Here is a 20022-nt window from a genome sequence, read left to right on the forward strand (position 1 = left end):
AGCAATCCAGAGTCCCTCCGCGGAAAGATTCTGGATTGTTTCGCTTCGCTCGCAATGGCGGCGCTAGGGCGCCGTCATGCACCAACGGATCCTGATGATATGAAATCCACCCTCTTCTCCGCCTGGCAGACCTGGGCGCTGCTCTCTGCCTGCTTCGCCGCACTGACTGCGATCTTCGCCAAGGTTGGCGTCGAGAACATCAATCCGGACCTCGCCACCTTCATCCGCACCATCGTGGTGCTCCTGGCCTTCTCGGTGCTGCTGTTCTTCACCGGCCAATTCGCCGTGCCCTCGGCGGTCTCGTCGAAAACATGGCTATTCCTGGTGATGTCTGGGCTTGCGACCGGCGCGTCCTGGCTGTGTTACTTCCGCGCGTTGAAACTCGGGCCCGCAACACTGGTGGCGCCGATCGACAAGCTCAGCGTCGTACTGGTTGCCCTGTTCGCCTTTGCCTTTCTCGGCGAGCGTCCGACCGCGCAAGGCTGGGTCGGCATCGCCATGATCGGCGCAGGCGCGGTGCTGCTGGCGGTGAAGCTTTGAGCCTGCGGATACGATAGTCGGGCGCAACCGGGAGACTGCAATTGCCGAACGTGCCGTCTGACGCCATCTGGGCCTGGAGCATCATCGTCGTCGCGACCGCGGGCGTCATCATCCGCCCTTTTCGACTGCCCGAAGCGATCTGGGCCGTGCTCGGCGCCGGCGCCCTGGTCCTGCTCGGCTTCCTGCCGTGGCAGGATGCGCTCACCGGCATCGAGAAGGGCGTCGACGTCTACCTCTTCCTGATCGGCATGATGCTGATCGCAGAGCTCGCCCGGCTTGAAGGCCTGTTCGATTATCTGGCCGCGTTCGCGGTTGAACATGCGCGCGGCTCGCCGCAGCGGCTGTTCCTGCTGATCTATCTCGTCGGCACATTCGTCACGGTGCTGCTCTCGAACGACGCCACCGCGATCGTGCTGACGCCGGCCGTCTACGCCGCGACGCGCGCGGCCGGCGCCAAGCCCCTGCCTTATCTGTTCGTCTGCGCCTTCATCGCCAATGCCGCGAGCTTCGTGCTGCCAATCTCCAATCCGGCCAACCTCGTGGTCTTCGGCAAGCACATGCCGCATCTCGGGGCGTGGCTGCGCCAGTTCGCCCTGCCCTCGCTTGCTTCGATCGGTCTCACCTATGTCGCACTGCGCCTCGTGCTGCATCGCGAGCTCAAGGAAGAAACGATCGAAATGCGGGTCCCTCACCCGAAGCTCGGCCGCGGCGGCCGATTGACCGCCTACGGCATCGGCGCCATCGGCATCGTGTTGATTTGGGCCTCTGCACTCGATCTGCAATTGGGTCTGCCGACTTTCCTCTGCGGGAGTACGACGGCGGCCGCCGTGCTGCTCATCAACCGCCAGTCGCCTCTCCCCGTGCTGAAGGGGGTTTCCTGGAGCGTGCTGCCACTGGTCGGCGGGCTCTTTGTGATGGTGGAAGCGCTGGTGAAGACCGGTGTGATCGGGCAGCTCAGCGCACTGCTCCACGAAGCGGTGGCGCAATCGGTGCCGAAGGCCGCCTGGAGCGTCGGCGTTGCGACGGCAATCGCCACCAACATCGCCAACAATCTGCCGGTCGGCCTCGTCGCGGGCTCGGTCGCGGCCAGCGATCACCTGCCGGCGCCCGTCGTCAGTGCCATCCTGATCGGCGTCGATCTCGGGCCCAATCTGTCCGTGACGGGATCGCTCGCGACCATCCTCTGGCTGGTCGCCCTGCGGCGGGAGAAGATCGAGGTCGGCGCCTGGCGCTTCCTCAAGCTTGGCATGCTGGTGACGCCGCCGGCCCTGATCGCGGCCTTGGCCGCCGCGATCAGGTAGCTCGCGAGATCAGTCGTTCTCGTAGCCGTACACTTCCGGCAGGATAAAGATTGCGGCGAGCAATCCGATCAGCGGGAAGATTGCGACGAACAGCGTGGCGCCGGCTTGCCCGATCGCGGCGAATAGCGAAGGGAACAGGAAGATCGCCAGGAACGACGGCAGCTTCACGAACATGTAGGCGAAGCCGCTGGCGGTGCCGCGATACTTGGGCTTGGCGACCATCGTCGGAATGGTCATGCAGTTCGACGCGTCCCAATAATGGCCCCACAACATCGCGGCCGCCGCGAACGGCAGCAGGATCTTGTTGTCGGTGTAGAGCGCAAAGGCCGCAACCAGCAGCGAGACCAGCACGATGCCGAAACCGGCGATCGAGATGCCGCGATGGCCAATCTTCGGCGTTAGCAGCGGACCGACCCAGCCGGACAGCGCGGCGAAGCAGAACAGCGCCATCGTCACCAGATTGATGCCGAGCACGCTCGATACGCCGACCATCACGAACAGCACGGGCAGGTAAAACGCGAAGGTCGAGAACTCGCTGCCTTGCGCAAAGCAGGCGATCCAGCCGTAGATCGTGGCGCGCCAGCGGATCGGGTCCTTCCTCAGGTCGGCGATGAAGTCTCGGGTCGAAACCTTCGGCATCACCACGTCCTGATCGGGCAGCATGGCGAGATCGTCGTTGAACATCTCGCGCGCGACCTGCTTGGCCTCACGATAACGTCCCTTCTGCACCAGCCACACAGCCGTCTCCGGCACGTCGTGGCGCATGATCAGGATGATCAGAGCGGGCACGGCACCGAGCCCGAGCGTCACGCGCCACAGTGTCTCGTGGTGGATGTCGAACAGCAGGAAGATCACGATGACGCCGATGGTCAGCACTTCGCCGACGGCGAACATGAACTGCCAGCGATTGCCCATCACCTCGCGCTCACCCTTGGCCATGGATTCCATGATGTAGGTGTAGCCGGTCGAGATATCCGAGCCGAGCGGAATGCCGAGCAGGAAACGGATCACGACGAGCCAGCCGACGCTGGGCACGAAGGCCTGCGCCAGTGCCAGCACGATGAACATCACCATCGTCACCAGGAACATCACGCGGCGGCCGATCTTGTCGGAGAGCCAGCCACCAAGGAGCGCGCCGATGAGTGCGCCGCCCTGCGTGCCCGCTGCGGCAAGGCCCAGCATCAGCGGATCGGGATTGTACTGCTCCTTGATGAAGATCAGGACGAAGGCGATCGAATAGAGATCCCAGGCCTCGACCAGGATCGAGGCCATCATCAGCCAGCCGACCTTGTTGCCCTTGGGGCTGTAATTGGTGATGAGGTAGCGGACCGCGGCTTCGCTCGCGGTCGGTTGTGGCATGGCCATCGTTGACATCTTTGGTCCTCTCTTCAAAACTCTTTACGCGCCAAGTACTTCTTAAGCGCCAAGTAGCTTAAGCGCCAAGCAGCGGCTCGATGCTGCAATCGAGCAGGCGCGGATCGATCCCCGCCTCCATGCCGGTGAACATCAGGTCCATGTAGTCGATCAGGGCATCGCTCGCCTTCACCGCGTCCTCGACGCGGCGGCCGGCAACGGCTGCGAGAATGGCAAGATGGCGATCGATCGTGCCGGACAGGTCGGTCTGTCCCGGCATGAAGCGATGGTGGATGTAGCCGATGCGGCGATACAGCGTGTGCAGCGGCCGCAGCGTATGCACCAGGAACGGCTCGCCCGCGGCTTCCAGCACCAGCGCATCGATGCGGCGATCGATACTGTTGAACTCGTCGAGGGTCAGGGTGGCGCGGCGCTCGCGCAGCAAACGCTCGATGTGCAGCGCCTGATTGCGGTGCGAGAGGCTGGCGCGATCGGCCGCAAGACGCACGACGAAGCGCTCCATGTCGCGGCGCAAGGCCAGCAGCATGCGCTCGCGCGCGAGATCGATCGGCGCGATGTGCAGGCCATGGCGCGGGCGGATGATGATGAGCGTATCGGCGGAGAGACGGTTGACGGCGTGATGCACCGGCGTGCGCCCGAAGCCGGTGATCTGCTGCAATTCCAGCATCGTCATGAACTGGCCGGGCTTGAGCTCGCAATGAACGAGCAGCTCCTCGATCTTCTGATAGGCCAGCTCGAAGAAATTGAGCCGGTTGCGCCGCGAGGGCTTGCCCTCGCCGTCGTCGTTTCTCACCACCTCGAGCGAGCGCTTGCGCCGTGCCATGTCGTCCTCTCCCGTCAGCCCGCGCTCTCGTTGCCGGGTGGCGCCTTATTTGTGGCACCCTTAAAACATGTTGTGATATATTACAAGCAAGCGTAAGACTTTCGCGGATGCGTTACGTGCTGCAGCGCAAAATGAAAACACGACCGGTGCGAGGCGCCTGTGACGGGAGGACATTGCCGTGAAGATCACCTCGATCGAGACGCTGCGCACCGAGGAATTTTCCAACGTCATCTGGGTGCGCGTCCACACCGACACGGGCGTGATCGGTCTCGGCGAGACGTTCTATGGTGCGGGTGCAGTCGAAGCGCAGATCCACGACACCTTTGCCGGCCGCCTGCTCGACCGTAATCCCCTCCACATCGAAGCCATCCATCGCGACATGTTGAACCTGCCGATGGCGCAGTCCTCGACCGGCGTCGAATATCGCGCAGCGTCGGCGATCGACATCGCGCTGTGGGATCTGTTCGGCAAGGTCTGCAATCAGCCGGTGCACCAGATGCTCGGCGGCCTCTGCCGCGACAAGCAGCGCATCTACAACACCTGCGCCGGCACGCAATATGTCCGCTCAACCAATATCAGCCCGGTCGCCAACTGGAATCTCGGCGCCTCCAAAGGTCCCTACGAGGACCTCGACGGCTTCATGCACCACGCCGATGCGCTCGCCGAAAGCCTGCTGGAGAGCGGCATCTCCGCGATGAAGATCTGGCCGTTCGATCCGGCGGCACAGGAGAACAAGGGCCTCTACATCACCGCCGCGCAGATGAAGCACGCGATCGAGCCGTTCGAGAAGATCCGCAAGGCGGTCGGCGACAAGATGGAGATCATGGTCGAGCTCCATTCGTTGTGGAATTTGCCGACCGCAAAGCAGATCGCCCGCGCGCTCGAGCCCTACAAGCCGACCTGGTACGAAGACCCGATCCGGATGAACTCGCCGCAGGCGCTCGCCGAATATGCGCGCTCGACCGACGTCTGGGTCTGCGCCAGCGAGACACTGGGCTCGCGTTTCCCCTACAAGGACATGCTCGACCGCGACGCCATGCATGTGGTGATGGCCGATCTGTGCTGGACCGGCGGCCTCACCGAGGGCCGCAAGATCGCGGCGATGGCCGAGACCTATCACCGGCCCTTCGCGCCGCATGATTGCATCGGCCCGATCGGTTTCATCGCCGCCATCCACATGTCGTTCAGCCAGCCCAACACGCTGATTCAGGAATCCGTGCGCGCCTTCTACAGGGGCTGGTACAATGAGCTCGTCACCACGATGCCCACGATCAAGGACGGCTATGTCTATCCGATGGAAGGCCCCGGCCTTGGCGTCGACCTTCTGCCCGCCGTGTTCGATCGCTCCGATCTGACCGTGCGCCGCTCCAACGCTTGAGGATTTTTTGAGATGAGCACTGCCCTCTTCGACCTTTCCGGCCGCACCGCTCTCGTGACCGGCTCCTCCCGCGGCCTCGGCCGCGCCATTGCCGAAGGCATGGCCAAGGCTGGTGCCAGGATCATTGTCAATGGCGTCGACGCCAAGCGCGTCGAGCAGGCCGTCGCCGAATTTCGCGCCGCCGGCTATCAGGCCGAAGGCGCCGCCTTCAACGTCACCGATGAGCCCGCGATCGTTGCCGCCTTCAACGACTTCGACAGACAAGGCATTGCAGTTGACATCGTCGTCAACAATGCCGGCATCCAGCACCGCAAGCCGCTGGTCGAGTTCACCACCGACGAATGGCGCAAGGTGATCGAGACCAACCTCACCAGCGCCTTCGTGATCGGCCGCGAAGCCGCCAGGCGCATGATCCCGCGCAAGCACGGCAAGATCATCAACATCGGCTCGCTCGGCAGCGAGCTGGCGCGTCCGACCATTGCGCCTTACACCGCGGCCAAGGGCGGCATCAAGAACCTGACCCGCTCGATGGCGGTGGAATGGGCCCAGCACGGCATCCAGGCCAATGCGATCGGCCCCGGCTACATGCTCACCGACATGAACGAGGCGCTGGTCAACAACACCGATTTCAACAACTGGCTGATGGGCCGCGTTCCCTCAAAGCGCTGGGGCAAGCCTGACGAGCTGGTCGGCGCGGCGATCTTCCTGGCGTCGGATGCCTCCACTTACGTCAACGGCCAGATCATCTATGTCGATGGCGGCATGATCGCCGCGATGTAATCGCGAAACCTGAGGGAACGAGACCATGCGCGCCGTCGTCATTCACGCCCCGAAGGATTTGCGGATCGACAGCTATCCCGATCCCGCACCCGGCCCGGGCGAGGTCCGCGTCAAGATCGCCAATGGCGGCATCTGCGGCTCCGATCTGCATTACTATCATCACGGCGGCTTCGGCGTGGTCCGGATCCAGCAGCCGATGGCGCTGGGTCACGAGATCGCGGGCGTGGTCGCGGCCATCGGTGACGGCGTCACCAGCGTAAAGACCGGGACGCGCGTTGCGGTCAATCCGAGCAAGCCGTGCGGCCAATGCCTGCATTGCCAGGAAGGCCTACGCAACCAGTGCCTCGACATGCGTTTCCTCGGCAGCGCGATGCGCTTTCCGCATGTGCAGGGCGGGTTTCGCGAGTTCATCACGGTCGATGCGACGCAGGCGGTGCCGATCTCCGACAAGCTGTCGCTCGCGGAAGCCGCGGTCGCCGAGCCGCTCGCGGTGTGTCTCCACGCCGGCAAGCAGGCCGGCGCCCTCCTCGGCAAGCGCGTGCTGATCACCGGCTGCGGCCCGATCGGCGCGCTGATGATTCTTGTCTCGCGCTTCGGCGGCGCGTCCGAGATCGTCGTGACCGATGTCGCCGACGCGCCGCTCGCGGTCGCAAAAAAGCTCGGCGCCACGCATGCGATCAACGTCGCGACCAGTGCCACGGCGCTCGATCCCTGGCGCGCCGGCAAGGGCGTGTTCGACACGCTGTTTGAAGCCTCTGGCAATCAGGCCGCGCTGCGCACCGCGCTCGAGGTGCTCCGTCCCGGCGCGACGCTGGTGCAGCTCGGCCTCGGCGGCGAGATGACGCTGCCGATCAACTCCATCGTCGCCAAGGAATTGCAGCTCCGCGGCACCTTCCGTTTCGATCCCGAGTTCGAGCTGGCGATACGGCTGATGGGCGAAGGCCTGATCGACGTGAAGCCGCTGATCACGGCGACGATGCCATTCGAGAACGCGGTCGCCGCCTTCGAGCTCGCCAGCGACCGCGCGCAATCGATGAAGGTGCAGCTGACGTTCTGAGGCCAGCCGGAGCCTCAGGGCTGCGCCAGCGCGGCCATGACCTCGCGGGAGACGAAGATCTCGGCACGCTCCCACGATTCATCATTGTCGCCGCGGAAGGTGTAGAGCTTGTCCATCACGACCTTTTTGGCGCCCACGTCGATCACCGCGACCTTGGCCCATTGCACCAGCGTGCTGGTCTTCTGGATGCCGCCGATGACCTTGAACGCCGCCCCCTGCTGCATCGACGGCGCAAGCCGGTAGCGCGGGTCGGCGGCGATGTCGCGCCGGAGCGCGACCATGAATGCCTGCAGCCGCCGCTCGTGGGCGGCGCTCTGGTCGGCCGGCTCGGCCGAGGTATCGGCATAGCTGAAATCGTCGAGCGCGACGGTGGTCTCAGCGGCTACGGCCCGGCCATCCAGCCCGGCGGCGAGAAGAACAACGAAAGACAGCAACGACAGGGTTCGGCGCATGACAGCCCTCGCGTGACGGAAAGACTGCAGGCTAGGCGGACGCTTCGCGCAATGCAGCCGTGGCCATCCCGGCCAGCGCCGGGAAAATTTCACGACGTTGCACCGCAGTAAGGGTGCCGCTTTGCGCGGCTCCCGTTCTGCCGTTTAATGCGGAGGCGACAATTCCGTTCGCGCCAGGTGCCCGCCGATGTGGAACCGCCCGAGATTCGATCTCAAGGTCCGCCTGACCTTGCGCGTGGCCGCCATATCGGCCGCCTGCTTCGCCGCAATCTCCGCCTATTTCCTGATCACGGCCGACCGCGCAGCCCATGCGCGCATCGACGGCATTGCCGCTATCGTGGCGAAGACCCTGGAGCTGCAACAGGGCAAGGTCCTGTGGGCGGCGAGCCCCCGCTCGGACTTTCCCAACCTCGATCCCGTTTCAGCCTATGTGATGACGCCCGGCCTATGCCTGGCCTTCCGTGGCGTCGGCGGCGAGATGCTGCAGCGCTTCTGTAGCGGCGCGCCGATCCCGGAGGACCCGCCGCCGCAGATCTTCACGGCGTTCTACCACAGCCTGTTCGACCCCGGCCGTGAGGCCGCGCGGCCCGTAATCCTGCGCGGAACCAAGCTCGGCGAGGCCGTGGTCTCGGTCGATCCGGCCGTGCAGACGGCCGAGGCCTGGCACGAGGCCGGCCGCCTGATGCTGGCGCTTGCGATCGCGCTGCCGCTGTTGTGCGTCCTGGTCTACGCGGCGCTTGCCCGCGCGCTGCGCCCGACGCGCATGATCCGCGCCGGCCTCGAGCGGATCGCCGCCAACGACCTCACCGCCCGGTTGCCGCCGTTCGATCTTGCCGAGCTGTCCGCGGTTCGCGACGTCTTCAATCATCTCGCCGAAAGCCTCGACACTGCGCTGGCCGAGCGCGCCGAGCTGACGCGGAAACTGATCGCGCTCCAGGACGAGGAGCGCCGCCATCTCGCCCGCGAGCTGCACGACGAATTCGGCCAGTCGCTCGCCGCCATCCGCGCGCTCGCCGCCTCCGCCCGCCAGACTGCCGCGCAGGAGTGTCCCTCCTTGCTTGGCGAGTGCGACGGCATTGCGCGGACCGCAACCGGCATGATGGAGACGCTGCGCGGCACGCTGTTCCGGCTGCGCCCGCCTGACGTCGAGGAGCTCGGCCTCGTCGCCAGCCTCGAAGGTCTCGTTGCCGGCTGGAATGGACGCAGCCGCGGCGAGACCCGTTTTTCGATCCGTTTCGACGGCTCGTTCGAGACCCTGCCGGCCACGATCAGCGCCAACCTCTACCGCATCGTGCAGGAGGCGCTCACCAATGCCGCCAAGCATGCCGGCGCCACCAAGGTCAGCATGGAATTGACGATGCATGCCGGCGAGATCGCACTCGCCATCGACGATGACGGACGCTCGACCGATCGCGCCGCGAAATCCGGCATGGGCCTGCTCGGCATGCGCGAGCGCGTTGCGGCGCTGCGCGGCCGCCTGAGTTTTGAGGCCGGCCCCGCTGGCGGCTCCGCGCTACGCGTCGTCATTCCGCTCGCGGCCGCCAATCCGCCAGCGCTGGAGCACGCGGCATGACCGCGACCATTTTGCTGGTCGACGACCATTCCGTCGTCCGCGAAGGCTATCGCTCCGTGCTCGAGAAGCAGCCGGGCCTGCGCGTCATCGCCGAAGCCGGCGACGGCGCCGAGGCCTATCGCCTGTTCAAATCCGAGACGCCGGACCTCGTCATCATGGATCTCAGCATGCCCGGCATCGGCGGCGTCGAGGCTGTCAGGCGCATCCGGCAATGGGACAAGGCGGCAAAGATCCTCGTCTTCACCATGCACGAGAATGCCGGCTTCGCCGTGCAGGCGATCCGCGCCGGCGCGAGGGGCTACGTCACCAAGACCAGCCCGCCGGAGACGCTGGTGCGCGCGGTGATGGACGTGCTCGCCGGCAAGGTCGCGATCAGCCCGGATATCGACCACGAGCTTGCGCTGAGCCGGATCAGCGGCGAGAGCTCGGCCGCCGACGTGCTGACGCCGCGCGAATTCGAGGTGCTGCGGCTGCTGCTCGCCGAAAACACCACGGAGGAGATCGCCGAGACGCTCCACGTCAGCCCGAAGACGGTGGCGAATTTGCATTCGCTGATCAAGGACAAGCTCGGCGTCGGCTCCGACATCGAGCTGGTCCGGCTGGCGCTGCGCCAGGGAATTTTGACGCAGCTCGATCTCGGCGAGGCGTGAACGCTCAGGCGAGATAGCGCGTGAGATAGCCTTCCATGGCATAGAGGGCGCAGAGCGCAAGGCTAGACCAGACGGCCGCGCTGAAATACAGGAACATCCAGGTCAGCTCGCCCTTCCAGTGCGCGATGTCGTGGGTCACCACCCATCGCGTCGAGACGTCATGCAGGCCCTCGAGGAATCCAAGGAACCTGCCGCCTTCGGCATGCCCGGCCCGCCAGCGGCTGAGATACATGGGAACGTCGACGGTAACGAGGAAGGCAAGGAAGCAGGCGATGCCGACGATGCCGGCGATCAGCGCCCAGCGCACCGGGCCCTGGAATTCCGGCATCAGCCGGCACAGCGCGATGCCGGCAAGGAAGAAGGTCACTGCCCACAGCGAGTTCTCGATTGCGTTGAAGAGGAAGTTGGTGGTCACCACCGCGTACCAGGAAAAACATTCCGCGATGATGATGATCGGCACGATCACCAGCGCGATATTCACCGCAGTCTCTGCGCCGGTCATGTGACCGAGCTGATGCAGGATGATCGCCCATTGCGCGGCGAAACAGACCTCGGCAATGGTCGCGACCGTGCGGCCGACGAACACGCTCGACAGCCAGGTGTCGAACAGGCAGATACGCTGCACGTCGGCGCGCGGCAGCACCGAGCGGAAGGCGCAGCCGAACACATAGCCCGCGCAGAGCAGGAACATCAGGCCGATATCCGAACCGCCGCCGACACTGCCGGCAACGGTCGGATAGAACTCGCGGTACAGCATGAACCAGACAAGAATGTTGGCAGCGCTGACCAGCGTCAGGGACCCCCACCACCACGCGAGGGGATTTGACCGTGCCTGCCACTGCAACATGAATCGCTCCGCCGTAGTCAATATGACATCCAACGGTAGCAATTCTGTCATAAATCAGCAGCAAGGCGCGACAAAAATCTGGGTGACGGCGCTGTCATAATTGGCCTGCGCGCTGTCATAATTGCGACGGCGACTGCTCTTCCCTCGCGTTTCCGAGTTCATCCCGGGGGCGTTCTTCGAAGCCCCCGGAACACGCGGGGCATTTATTTCTTCAGCCCGCCGACATAAGCCGCGAGCTTGTCCAGTGTCTGGTAGCCGTACTCGACGGCGCCGAAACCGATCATGCCGTCGCGCTGCTCGGTGCTTGCAGCCAGCTGCCGCATCATCAGCACGGTCTTGCCGTTGCTCTGCTCGGCAAAGGTGATGGTGAAGCGGAACATGCCGGGGTCATCGTCCTGGTCGGCGCCGTGGTCCATCTCCATAAGGGACGGCCGCTCGATGCGGCGGAAGCGCATGCGGTTCGGATAGACGGTGCCGTCGGGACCGATCATGTTGAAGCGCCAGACGCCGCCGACACGCACGTCGATCTCGAAAGTCTCGATCTTGAATCCCTTCGGCCCGAACCATTGCGGCAGGTGCTTTGGGTCGGACCAGGCCTCGAACACCAGGTCGCGCGGCGCGTCGATCACGCGCGACATCACGATCTCGCGGTCGATCGACCATTGCGACAGGGCAGCATTGGCAGAACTCGTCATCGTCAGGCACCTTTCCGTTTGCTTGTCTTGTTGGTGGTCTTGTCGGTCGTCTTGGGCGGCCGCCTGGCGGCCGCCCTCTCCTTCTTGAGCTTCATCACGTAAGCCTCGAACCGGTCGAGCCGCGCCTCCCAGATCGCGCGCTGGTGCTGGAACCAGTCTTCCGCACTGAGGAGCGCGTCCGGACTGAGGCGGCAGGTGCGCACGCGACCGGATTTCTCCGACTGCACGAGCCCGCTCAGCTGCAGGACGTGGATGTGCTTCATGAAGCTCGGCAGCGCCATCTCGAAGGGCTCGGCGAGCTCGCCGACGGAGGCCTCGCCGGCGCACAGCCGCATCACGATGGCCCGCCGCGTGGGGTCGGCGAGCGCAGCAAAAACCTGGTCGAGCTGGGATACTTGGTTAGCCATGTAGCTAACTATAAGCTTGCCGCGATCCGACGTCAATGATTGTTAGCTCGTAAGCTAAGTATTTCGCCCGACCGCGATGTGGAACCCGGAGCGCGCAATTGTGACTTGGGACAGCGGGCGCTCCCCGCTAGAAGATTCCCCGGGGGCGCACACACATATTATCCGGATCACGTGCCGCCTGTTGTCATCTCACCGCAATTCACCCGGCGAACCCTCGCACGCGCCGCGCTCGTTCCTGTTGCGATCGCGCTCCGGCCGCGTCGCGCATCGGCGGACTCCGACATGATCGCGCAGATGCGCGACATCGTTGCGGAGGAACTCGCGCCGACCGCAACGCCGGACCACCCCGGCGGCCTCGCAGCCGCGCTATACGCCGGCCAACATATCGAATTCTTCAATTACGGCTTCGCAGACGGCGCCACCAAGCGGCTGGTCACGCCGGACACGCTGTTCAGCCTCGCCTCCTTGCGAAAACCGTTTGAGGCGACGCTGGTGGCCCTCGGCGCGCTCCGCGGTGAGCTGCGGCTCGACGATCCCCTGCCGAAATATCTGCCGGAGCTCGACGGCGACTATGTCCGCAGCGTCACCGTCGGCGAGCTCGCCACGCACACCTCGGGACTGCTGCTGCCGACCGATCACCCGCCCTGGCCGAATGATTCCTACTCGCAGACGCAATTCATCGCGATGCTCAACGCATGGACACCGCCCGCCGGCGTCGCGCCCGGCAAGCAGCGCATCTACAGTCATGCCGGCTACGTCCTGCTCCAGCTCGTGCTCGAGCGCTGCTATCACACACCGATCGCTGGACTGATCGAGAGCCGCGTGCTCACGCCGCTCGGCATGCAAGCCACGTCCATCCCCGAATGCGGAGCCGACAACCGCGCGATCATGGACGCGGCCTCGATGCGGCGCGTCGTGCAGGGCTACTCCGACCAGGGCGGCGCGATCGGCCCGATCGGCAACCAGCAGAGCTATTTCGACTTCCCCGGCACCGGCCAGATGTTCTCGTCCGCGCGGGATCTTGCAGCCTTCGTTGCGGCGGCCGTCGACGGCCGTTCGATCGATCCGAGCCTGCGCGAAGCGCTGCGCATGACACAGCGCGAACGTTTCCGCGTCGACCAAAGGTTCGCCCAAGCCACGTTCGGCCAATCCATGGCCTGGGAGACCGTGCACCTTCCCGGCGTCACCGTCGTCGACAAGCCGGGCGGCCTCAACAACGCGTCAGGTTATATCGGCCTCGTACCGGCCCACCGGATCGGCATTGTGCTGCTCGCCAATCGCGGCGAATATCCGCACGAGATCGCCCGCTACAAGATCCTGCCCGCGCTGGCGCATCTGGTGAGCTCGCACGGCGGCTGAGGTTCGGAGCAGAAAGCCCCGGCCGAGCCAGGGCTTTCCACGCGAGAACAGGAACGGAATGCTCAGTATCTGGCGACGACCGGTCCGCCGAACTTGTAGTTCACGCCGACGCGCACGATGTTCGACTTGAGATCGACCGAGTGGGTGAAGACGTTCTGCAGCGCGCCCGCAGTCAGATTAGTGCTTGTCGCCGTGCTGCGCCCGAGATCAACATAGAGATATTCCGCCTTGAGCGACCAGCCACCGCCAATGGCATGTTCGCTGCCGACGCCAGCAGTCCATCCTACGCGCGTGTCGCGGATCGCGGCCGATTCCGTTACCGTGAACGTGTCGGTGAATTTGAAATTGCTCCTGACCTCGGCGATCGCCGCGCCGCCCGTCGCATAGATGAGCCAATTCGGCGTCGCGACGAAGCCGATACGGCCACGGATAGTGGCAAGCCAGTCGGCCGAGACCTGGGAGCTGACGGCGAAGCTGAACGGCGCGCAGCAGGGATAGACCGCCGAGCCGGTCGCCCCCCCTTTGAAGCCGAAATAGTTGATGTCGCCTTCGAGGCCGAATACGGCCTGGTTGACCTGCCAATTATAGCCGGCGGTCAAACCGCCGGTCACGCTGGAGCTGTTGAATTTCTGGGCGCCGACCGCGGCGATGGCCGGAACGCTGCTGGCGGCGAAGTAGCCGGTCGGAGAAAACACGGTCGATGTGGTCGGGTCGGCGCTGCCCCATTGTCCGCCGACATTGGCGCCGACATAGAACCCGGTCCAGTTGTAGCTGGGCGCCATCGCCGGCGCCTTGGTGTACTGCGGCGCGAGGTCGGCCGCCATTGCAGACACGGTGCCTAAAACAACCGACGCGACCGCCAGCAAAAACTTCTTCATTGCAATCTCCTTGCCCCACGCGATCGGAGCCGCGTTCTCGAATGCGCCAGCCAAGTGGATCCGACGCAACCTAGGCATAGGCGGCACATCGCTCGGCGTCTTGGGCTGCGGCGAAGTTCGCATGGACTGTGACGAAGGGTGCGGTCCGCCACGCGCGAAGTGCGACGGGTGTGGCCGAAGTGCCACGCATTTTCCCATTGCAGCGACGCAAAATGCAGGCCCGCGTCGCGTCAGGACAGGGCGCGAGAGCGAGGATCCGAATCTGCTCTCGCCGCAGGCGCGCCTCAGACCGAGCGCGTCAGCCCGCCGTCGACGCGGATGTTCTGGCCGGTGATATAGGCGGCGCCGTCGGATGCGAGGAACGAGACCGTCGCCGCGATCTCCTCGACCTTGCCGTAGCGCTTCAGCGGCACGCTGTCGCGGCGCGCATCTAGCTGTGGCAGGCTGTCGATCCAGCCCGGCAGCACGTTGTTCATGCGGATGTTGTCGGCCGCATGGGTGTCAGTGAAGATCTTGGTGAAGGCGGCCAAGCCCGCGCGGAACACCGCCGAGGTCGGGAACATCGCGCTCGGCTCGAACGCCCAGGCGGTCGAGATGTTGATGATGGCGCCGCCCTTCTGCGCCTGCATCACCGGCATGACCAGCCGGGTCGGACGGATCACGTTCAGCAAATACGTGTCGAGGCCAAGGTGCCACTGCTCGTCGGTAATCTCCGTGATAGCCGCGCGCGGGCCGTGGCCGGCGCTGTTGACGAGCACGTCGATGCGTCCCCACTTTGCCAGCGCGCCGTCGACGAGGCGCTTCAGATCGTCATTGGACTTGTTCGAGCCGGTCACGCCGAACCCGCCGAGCTCGGCCGCGAGCGCCTCACCCTTGCCGGAGGACGACAGGATCGCCACACGAAAGCCATCGGCTGCGAGCCGCCGCGCCGCCCCTGCCCCCATGCCGCTGCCGCCCGCGGTGACGAGTGCGACCTTCTCTGCTGCCATGACCGATCATCCCTGTGATAGCGTTGAGGCGAACCGAAGGCTCAGCCTGTCACCAGGCCTTCTACAGCCAGACTTGCCCGCAAACCAGACTTGCTAACAAGTCCATCGCCACGAGGCCACGCGACATGAGCGATTTGCAGATCCGCCATTTGGGCCGTGAGGAGATCTCCATCGCGATCGAGTGGGCCGCGGCCGAGGGCTGGAATCCGGGCTCGCGCGACGCTGCCTGCTTCGCAATCCCCGACGCGAAAGGCTTCTTCGTCGGCGAGATCGACGGCGAACCCGTCGCGACTGTCTCCTGCGTCAATTACGACGACCGTTTCGCCTTCCTCGGCTTCTACATCGTGCGGGCAGGATTTCGCGGCAGAGGCCACGGCCTGCGCATCTGGAATGCTGCGATCGCGCATGCGGGCTCACGCGTGATCGGGCTCGACGGCGTCGTCGCACAGCAGGACAATTACAGCAAATCCGGCTTCCAGCTTGCTTACGCCAATATCCGCTACAGCGGCGCTGTCGTGACTCCGCCGCCGCCCGCCGATCTCGTTGCGCTCGACGCGATCCCATTCGCACTTGTGGAAGCCGACGATGCAACCGTCTTCCCCGCCCCGCGCGCGGCCTTTCTGCGCGCCTGGATCAGCACGCCTGGGCACGTCGGGCGCGCGTTGATGCGTGACAATAAGCTCGCCGCGTGGGGCGTGATCCGCACCTGCCGAACCGGCCGCAAGATCGGTCCGCTGGTAGCCGATGACCGCGCAGCGGCAGATGCCATCGTGCACGCTTTGCTGGCCAGTCCCGGAAGCAGCGAGATTGTGCTCGACATCCCCGCGGTGAACCGCGAAGGTATTGCGCTTGCGGAATCCCTTGGCCTGAAGCCGACATTCGAAACGGCGCGAATGTACACTGGACCAGTTCCGTCACTGCGGCTCGACCGCGTGTTCGGCATAACCAGTTTTGAGCTCGGCTAGTATCGCCTCTGAATTTGGCCCATGCCGGCCTGAATTTGTAATCTGTTTCACGTCTGCGCTGCGGCGCGGCGTGTATTCGTGTTCAATCCGCCGATTTGCCGGACGGCTCGATCATTATTTTTCTGATTATCTATATTTCATTCGCGAGGATTTCATGACCGAAACCAGAAGCAAGGCTCGCCCCTCTCAGCATGCGGCCGACGACCTGCCGCGCCTTGGAATCGGGGCTGCGTTGCTGCTCGCCGTTGTGGCGGCCTTCGCGATGCACACGCTCGTCTCGGCTCCCACGCTGCGCGAGGCCGCCGAAGCGGAGCTCGTGCGCGCCATTGCCGATGAGGATCGGGACGTCTGCGGTCAGTTCGGGCTGCGCCCGGGGACGACCTCTTTTGCGGCCTGCAGCCGCGAGCTCGCAAACGTCAGGCAGAAACAATCCGACCGCGACCGGGCGGCCGCTGTCGGAATCTTGTAGTGCATTCTGAAATGAGTTGCGCCGCTCAGTAGCAGCGCATGATGTTGACGGTGTGCTCGCCGCCGCCGCGGCCGGGCACCGTCACGGATTCCGTCGGGCAGCTCGGCACATAGGGCCGGTCGGACGGCACGACGTTCGGCGGGAAGCGATGCGCCCAGTCCCAGGGAACGTCGTAGGTGTAGGTATAGCGAACGTCGTTGGTGACAGGCTGGCCGGCATCGGCGAAAGGTTCGCTGTACGCCGCACCGTCGTAGAAGAACCCGCCGCCGCCCGGCCAATAAACCCAGGGATTGTTGCGAGCATTGTTGCGGCCGCGGAACCGCATCCCCGGCGCGATCGGCGGACGTGCCGCAACCGGCGGTGCGGCAGCGCTCACCATGCCATGCGGGGCGGCACCGCCCGGTCGCGCAAAACTGTCGCTGGGGGGAAGAAGCAGCGCGGCTGCGCTGAGCGAGGCGAGCAAGGCCCCATTTGATCTGGACATCATGATACGCACCAACTCGTTTGGCTTCGCGGATAACGGCTCCCCACCGCACGCTAGGCCGGGCTGTTGCCCACCCGCAAACGTATAATTAATTGTTGGTTAAGGCACGGGATTAACAGGGAACCGGGTGCGACCGAACGCCCGGAATTCGGCGACCGAAGCCCGGAGGCCCAACACTTGCGTTGCCCGACGGGCAAAACACCCAAGCCCTCGGTCAATCCGCACGGTCAAAAATATTCCACTTTACCGAAATTCGGAAACGGCGTATGTGTGGTCCCACTCCGGCCCAAGGAAGAGGGGCGTATCGCGATCGTCACGAACGCGGGCCGGGCGGCGGTGGGCGAGGGTCACATCGGCGCGAAGGGTTTTGCAGGGCGGGCAACCGTGAGCGAAGACCTCGCGCACACGACCGGTGCGATCTGCGTACGGCCAAATCGTGTGGTCCTGGCGCCCGGAGCCTGTGCGTCAAGGCTTGCGGTGATGCGTTGTGTCCAACCGGACACGCGTATCAATCATCCGCAAGGCGACGGGGGCAATAGTGCATCGCTCCCCGGGGAGAGCACGACATAAGCCGTTCCAACCATCCGCGCAGGGAAGGCCGGGATGCCTCCGGCTGCCCTGTTACCCGCTGTGCAGTGTAGCGCAATCTACTCATGGCATAGCGGTCAATGGGAGCCAGCCGGCTCCCGGCCTTCCCTGCGCCCTCTTTCAAATGAGGGTGAGGCGACGGAGCAAAGCTCGGGCGAAACAAGCCGCGAGGACAAACAGCTATGTGTATCGTTAAACAGAGGTCTCGTGCCCCGGACGCAGCGCAGCGCTCCTTCAGCGGTGCGCGGCAGAGCCGGGGCCCATGCATCAGCGCACTGTGTCGCTTTCTGGGTCCCGGCTCTGCGCAGCAATGCGACGCATTGCAGCGCGTCCGGGACACGAGGGCGTCCGTACCCAGCAACGATAAATCCGTGGACGCGTGGCCACCTTCCCGTCACTTCTGCATGTACTTTCGCTCTTGTAACAAAACCGTCACACAGCAAAACTAAACGATTGCCGGGGGCCGCGGTTCGGCGGCCAAGCCGCCTCACCGCTAGGAGATTTTGATGCGCCGTTCACTGGTGTTGCTATCAGCCGGACTGACAGTGCTTTCCACCGGATTTGTCTCCGCCCAGAACAACACGCCCCGCAACCTGATCCTGTTCATTCCCGACGGGCTGCGCGCACTGAAGATCACCCCCGAGACCGCGCCGGCCATGGCCGAGGTCCGCGACAAGGGCGTCAATTTCAAGAACTCGCATTCGCTGTTCCCGACTTTCACCATGGCCAACGGCTCGGCGATGTCGACCGGCCATTATCTCGGCGACACCGGCGTGTTCTCCAACACGATCTGGACCAACTACACCTCGGTGCCCGCCGGCGACACCGTGGTCCCCTTCATCGAGAACGACGCCGTGCTCGGCGACATCGACGAGCATTTCAAGGGCGACTATCTCAACGAAGAAACTGTGTTGAAGATGGCCCGCGACAAGGGCTTCAGCACTGCCGCGCTGGGCAAGCACGGTCCGACCTACCAGTGGGACCACACCGATCATCCCGACAAGCCCGGCCTGCATTCGGTCGTGTTCGACGACGCCACCGGCACCAAGATTGGCGTACCGCTGTCGGATGAGGTGAAGGCGGCGTTGACGAAGGCCGGCCTTGCGCTCGCCGCGCCGTCGCGCGGCGACAATGCCAAGGCGGGCGATGCCAAGACGCCCGGCACCACCGTCGCCAACGTCGCGCAGCAGGCTTATTTCGCCGACGTCGCCACCAAGGTGCTGCTGCCGATGTTCAAGGCACGCAACAAGCCGTTCGTCCTCGTTTTCTGGTCGCGCGATCCCGATGGCAGTCAGCACAACACCGGCGACAGCCTGAACCAGATCCTGCCAGGCATCAACGGGCCGACCTCGATGGCTGGTATCAAGAACGCCGACAACAACCTCGCCCAGATCCGCAAGGCACTCGACGAGCTTGGCCTTTCCGCCAACACCAACATCATGATCCAGGCCGACCACGGCTTCTCGACCATCTCCAAGGAGAGCAAGACCAGCCCCTCGGCCAAGCTCAGCTACGACGACACGCCGAAGGACTTTTTGCCGATGGGGTTCCTGGCGATCGACCTTGCGAAAGCGCTGGACCTGCCGCTGTTCGACCCCAACGACAAGAACGCCGCCGTCACCGGCAACGCCCATCCGAAGGCCGGCAACGGCGTGCTCGGCAAGGATCCGACCAAGCCCGACCTCGTCATCGCCACCAATGGCGGTTCGGACCTGATCTACCTGCCGAATAAGGACAAGAAGCTGGCAGCGAAGACCATTAAGGCGCTGATGGAGCAGGACTACGTCTCCGGCCTGTTCGTCGACGACCAGCTCGGTCGCTTCCCCGGCACCCTGCCGCTGTCGAGCATCAATCTGCGCGGCAAGGCGGCAACGCCGACGCCGGCGATCGTGGTCAACTTCCGCTCCTATGCCAGCGAGTGCGGCGAGGCGCCGACCAACTGCTCGGTGCAGGTGGCCGACACCGTGCTGCGCCAGGGCCAGGGCATGCACGGCAGCTTCAGCCGTGGCGACACCTACAACTTCATGGCTGCGATCGGTCCGGACTTCAAAGCCGGCTTCGTCGACGAGCTGCCGGTCAGCAATGCCGACGTCGGCATGACTGCGGCGCAGCTCCTCGGCCTGCGCGGCTCGGAGAACGGCGGCCTCGTCGGCCGGGTGATGTCGGAGGCGCTGCCCAACGGCATCGTGCCGAAGGCATTCAAGGCCGTGGAGAAGTCGAAGAAGAAGTCTGAGAACGGTCTCGAGACCGTGCTCAACGTCCAGCGCGTCGGCAGCCAGCGCTATTTCGACGCCGCCGGCTTCCCCGGCCGCACGCTCGGCCTCGAGCCGGACGCCAGCAAGCAAAAAACGGCGGGGAAATAACCCCGCCGCTCTTTTTCGCGCCTCGCAAGGGGCGCGGGAATGTCTTGGTC

At 64.5% G+C, this 20022-nt stretch carries 19 protein-coding genes and 1 pseudogene; 11 read left to right on the forward strand and 9 right to left on the reverse strand.

Translation table 11 applies throughout. The features are described 5' to 3' along the window. Positions 1 to 99: 99 nt before the first annotated feature. Together ABID59_RS13445 and ABID59_RS13450 are read left to right on the forward strand one after the other, a co-directional pair. Complete coding sequence (locus ABID59_RS13445) at positions 100 to 540, forward strand: EamA family transporter (protein WP_148750416.1); 441 nt, start codon at positions 100 to 102, stop codon at positions 538 to 540. Positions 541 to 590: 50 nt separating this feature from the next. Beyond that, complete coding sequence (locus tag ABID59_RS13450) at positions 591 to 1841, forward strand: arsenic transporter (RefSeq protein WP_148750437.1); 1251 nt, start codon at positions 591 to 593, stop codon at positions 1839 to 1841. A gap of 9 nt (positions 1842 to 1850) precedes the next feature. Here ABID59_RS13450 and ABID59_RS13455 read toward each other — a convergent pair whose 3' ends face one another. Both ABID59_RS13455 and ABID59_RS13460 read right to left on the reverse strand, forming a co-directional pair. Continuing rightward, positions 1851 to 3215 (reverse strand): MFS transporter, encoded by a 1365-nt coding sequence (locus tag ABID59_RS13455; protein WP_354083705.1) that lies wholly within the window; start codon positions 3213 to 3215, stop codon positions 1851 to 1853. Between the two features lie 58 nt (positions 3216 to 3273). Continuing rightward, complete coding sequence (locus tag ABID59_RS13460; RefSeq protein WP_148750414.1) at positions 3274 to 4038, reverse strand: GntR family transcriptional regulator; 765 nt, start codon at positions 4036 to 4038, stop codon at positions 3274 to 3276. Between the two features lie 178 nt (positions 4039 to 4216). On the opposite strand from ABID59_RS13460, the gene ABID59_RS13465 reads away from it, so the two are divergent. The 3 genes from ABID59_RS13465 to ABID59_RS13475 are packed head-to-tail and all read left to right on the forward strand — an operon-like array spanning position 4217 to position 7253. Further along, on the forward strand, positions 4217 to 5416 hold the full coding sequence (locus ABID59_RS13465; RefSeq protein ID WP_354083706.1) for a mandelate racemase/muconate lactonizing enzyme family protein: 1200 nt from the start codon (positions 4217 to 4219) through the stop codon (positions 5414 to 5416). 12 nt (positions 5417 to 5428) lie between these two features. Further along, positions 5429 to 6196 carry an SDR family oxidoreductase gene (locus tag ABID59_RS13470; RefSeq protein WP_354083707.1) on the forward strand — a complete coding sequence of 256 codons (768 nt, stop codon included), beginning with the start codon at positions 5429 to 5431 and terminating at the stop codon, positions 6194 to 6196. A 25-nt stretch (positions 6197 to 6221) separates the two neighbouring features. Then, a complete protein-coding gene (locus ABID59_RS13475; RefSeq protein WP_354083708.1) occupies positions 6222 to 7253 on the forward strand; it encodes an L-idonate 5-dehydrogenase in 1032 nt (343 codons plus the stop codon). Positions 7254 to 7270: 17 nt separating this feature from the next. Here the strand turns inward: ABID59_RS13475 and ABID59_RS13480 are convergent. Continuing rightward, a pseudogene (locus tag ABID59_RS13480) lies at positions 7271 to 7705 on the reverse strand (DUF2380 domain-containing protein); the annotation flags it as partial. A 187-nt stretch (positions 7706 to 7892) separates the two neighbouring features. On the opposite strand from ABID59_RS13480, the gene ABID59_RS13485 reads away from it, so the two are divergent. Beyond that, the gene (locus ABID59_RS13485; protein WP_148750410.1) at positions 7893 to 9278 is read left to right on the forward strand and encodes a sensor histidine kinase; all 1386 of its coding nucleotides are present in this window, start codon (positions 7893 to 7895) and stop codon (positions 9276 to 9278) included. Then, on the forward strand, positions 9275 to 9928 hold the full coding sequence (locus ABID59_RS13490) for a response regulator (protein WP_354083709.1): 654 nt from the start codon (positions 9275 to 9277) through the stop codon (positions 9926 to 9928). Before ABID59_RS13485 ends, ABID59_RS13490 begins: the two co-directional genes overlap by 4 nt. A gap of 4 nt (positions 9929 to 9932) precedes the next feature. Here ABID59_RS13490 and ABID59_RS13495 read toward each other — a convergent pair whose 3' ends face one another. From ABID59_RS13495 to ABID59_RS13505, 3 genes are all read right to left on the reverse strand, one after another. Then, positions 9933 to 10775, reverse strand: coding sequence for a hypothetical protein (locus ABID59_RS13495; RefSeq protein ID WP_354083710.1), 843 nt, complete (start codon positions 10773 to 10775; stop codon positions 9933 to 9935). 203 nt (positions 10776 to 10978) lie between these two features. Then, entirely contained in the window at positions 10979 to 11470 is a 492-nt protein-coding gene (locus ABID59_RS13500) for an SRPBCC family protein (protein WP_354032572.1), read from the reverse strand. Positions 11471 to 11472: 2 nt separating this feature from the next. Continuing rightward, positions 11473 to 11877 carry an ArsR/SmtB family transcription factor gene (locus ABID59_RS13505; RefSeq protein WP_354083711.1) on the reverse strand — a complete coding sequence of 135 codons (405 nt, stop codon included), beginning with the start codon at positions 11875 to 11877 and terminating at the stop codon, positions 11473 to 11475. A 282-nt stretch (positions 11878 to 12159) separates the two neighbouring features. On the opposite strand from ABID59_RS13505, the gene ABID59_RS13510 reads away from it, so the two are divergent. Next, positions 12160 to 13236 (forward strand): serine hydrolase, encoded by a 1077-nt coding sequence (locus ABID59_RS13510; RefSeq protein WP_354083712.1) that lies wholly within the window; start codon positions 12160 to 12162, stop codon positions 13234 to 13236. A 62-nt stretch (positions 13237 to 13298) separates the two neighbouring features. Here the strand turns inward: ABID59_RS13510 and ABID59_RS13515 are convergent, their stop codons facing one another. Beyond that, positions 13299 to 14114: an outer membrane protein gene (locus ABID59_RS13515; RefSeq protein ID WP_354083713.1), complete on the reverse strand. Its 816-nt coding sequence runs from the start codon at positions 14112 to 14114 to the stop codon at positions 13299 to 13301. A gap of 284 nt (positions 14115 to 14398) precedes the next feature. Then, positions 14399 to 15103 (reverse strand): SDR family oxidoreductase, encoded by a 705-nt coding sequence (locus ABID59_RS13520; RefSeq protein WP_354083714.1) that lies wholly within the window; start codon positions 15101 to 15103, stop codon positions 14399 to 14401. 125 nt (positions 15104 to 15228) lie between these two features. Here ABID59_RS13520 and ABID59_RS13525 point away from each other — a divergent pair, with 125 nt between their 5' ends. Together ABID59_RS13525 and ABID59_RS13530 are read left to right on the forward strand one after the other, a co-directional pair. Then, on the forward strand, positions 15229 to 16068 hold the full coding sequence (locus ABID59_RS13525) for a GNAT family N-acetyltransferase (RefSeq protein WP_354083715.1): 840 nt from the start codon (positions 15229 to 15231) through the stop codon (positions 16066 to 16068). 154 nt (positions 16069 to 16222) lie between these two features. Then, positions 16223 to 16537, forward strand: coding sequence for a hypothetical protein (locus ABID59_RS13530; RefSeq protein ID WP_148750401.1), 315 nt, complete (start codon positions 16223 to 16225; stop codon positions 16535 to 16537). A gap of 25 nt (positions 16538 to 16562) precedes the next feature. Here ABID59_RS13530 and ABID59_RS13535 read toward each other — a convergent pair whose 3' ends face one another. Beyond that, on the reverse strand, positions 16563 to 17024 hold the full coding sequence (locus tag ABID59_RS13535; RefSeq protein ID WP_187434745.1) for a hypothetical protein: 462 nt from the start codon (positions 17022 to 17024) through the stop codon (positions 16563 to 16565). 1091 nt (positions 17025 to 18115) lie between these two features. On the opposite strand from ABID59_RS13535, the gene ABID59_RS13540 reads away from it, so the two are divergent. Continuing rightward, on the forward strand, positions 18116 to 19972 hold the full coding sequence (locus ABID59_RS13540; protein ID WP_354083716.1) for an alkaline phosphatase family protein: 1857 nt from the start codon (positions 18116 to 18118) through the stop codon (positions 19970 to 19972). Positions 19973 to 20022: the final 50 nt, after the last annotated feature.

Origin of the sequence: Bradyrhizobium sp. S3.3.6, from assembly GCF_040546905.1 — a bacterium.
Taxonomy (GTDB): domain Bacteria; phylum Pseudomonadota; class Alphaproteobacteria; order Rhizobiales; family Xanthobacteraceae; genus Bradyrhizobium; species Bradyrhizobium cytisi.

Bases quoted from the DNA above. Each gene is read 5' to 3' on its own strand.
- ABID59_RS13445 (WP_148750416.1), top strand. From the start codon at position 100: ATGAAATCCACCCTCTTCTCCGCCTGGCAGACCTGGGCGCTGCTCTCT.
- ABID59_RS13455 (WP_354083705.1), bottom strand. From the start codon at position 3,215: ATGTCAACGATGGCCATGCCACAACCGACCGCGAGCGAAGCCGCGGTC.
- ABID59_RS13460 (WP_148750414.1), bottom strand. From the start codon at position 4,038: ATGGCACGGCGCAAGCGCTCGCTCGAGGTGGTGAGAAACGACGACGGC.
- ABID59_RS13470 (WP_354083707.1), top strand. From the start codon at position 5,429: ATGAGCACTGCCCTCTTCGACCTTTCCGGCCGCACCGCTCTCGTGACC.
- ABID59_RS13475 (WP_354083708.1), top strand. From the start codon at position 6,222: ATGCGCGCCGTCGTCATTCACGCCCCGAAGGATTTGCGGATCGACAGC.
- ABID59_RS13485 (WP_148750410.1), top strand. From the start codon at position 7,893: ATGTGGAACCGCCCGAGATTCGATCTCAAGGTCCGCCTGACCTTGCGC.
- ABID59_RS13490 (WP_354083709.1), top strand. From the start codon at position 9,275: ATGACCGCGACCATTTTGCTGGTCGACGACCATTCCGTCGTCCGCGAA.
- ABID59_RS13495 (WP_354083710.1), bottom strand. From the start codon at position 10,775: ATGTTGCAGTGGCAGGCACGGTCAAATCCCCTCGCGTGGTGGTGGGGG.
- ABID59_RS13500 (WP_354032572.1), bottom strand. From the start codon at position 11,470: ATGACGAGTTCTGCCAATGCTGCCCTGTCGCAATGGTCGATCGACCGC.
- ABID59_RS13505 (WP_354083711.1), bottom strand. From the start codon at position 11,877: ATGGCTAACCAAGTATCCCAGCTCGACCAGGTTTTTGCTGCGCTCGCC.
- ABID59_RS13510 (WP_354083712.1), top strand. From the start codon at position 12,160: ATGATCGCGCAGATGCGCGACATCGTTGCGGAGGAACTCGCGCCGACC.
- ABID59_RS13515 (WP_354083713.1), bottom strand. From the start codon at position 14,114: ATGAAGAAGTTTTTGCTGGCGGTCGCGTCGGTTGTTTTAGGCACCGTG.
- ABID59_RS13520 (WP_354083714.1), bottom strand. From the start codon at position 15,103: ATGGCAGCAGAGAAGGTCGCACTCGTCACCGCGGGCGGCAGCGGCATG.
- ABID59_RS13525 (WP_354083715.1), top strand. From the start codon at position 15,229: ATGAGCGATTTGCAGATCCGCCATTTGGGCCGTGAGGAGATCTCCATC.
- ABID59_RS13530 (WP_148750401.1), top strand. From the start codon at position 16,223: ATGACCGAAACCAGAAGCAAGGCTCGCCCCTCTCAGCATGCGGCCGAC.
- ABID59_RS13535 (WP_187434745.1), bottom strand. From the start codon at position 17,024: ATGATGTCCAGATCAAATGGGGCCTTGCTCGCCTCGCTCAGCGCAGCC.
- ABID59_RS13540 (WP_354083716.1), top strand. From the start codon at position 18,116: ATGCGCCGTTCACTGGTGTTGCTATCAGCCGGACTGACAGTGCTTTCC.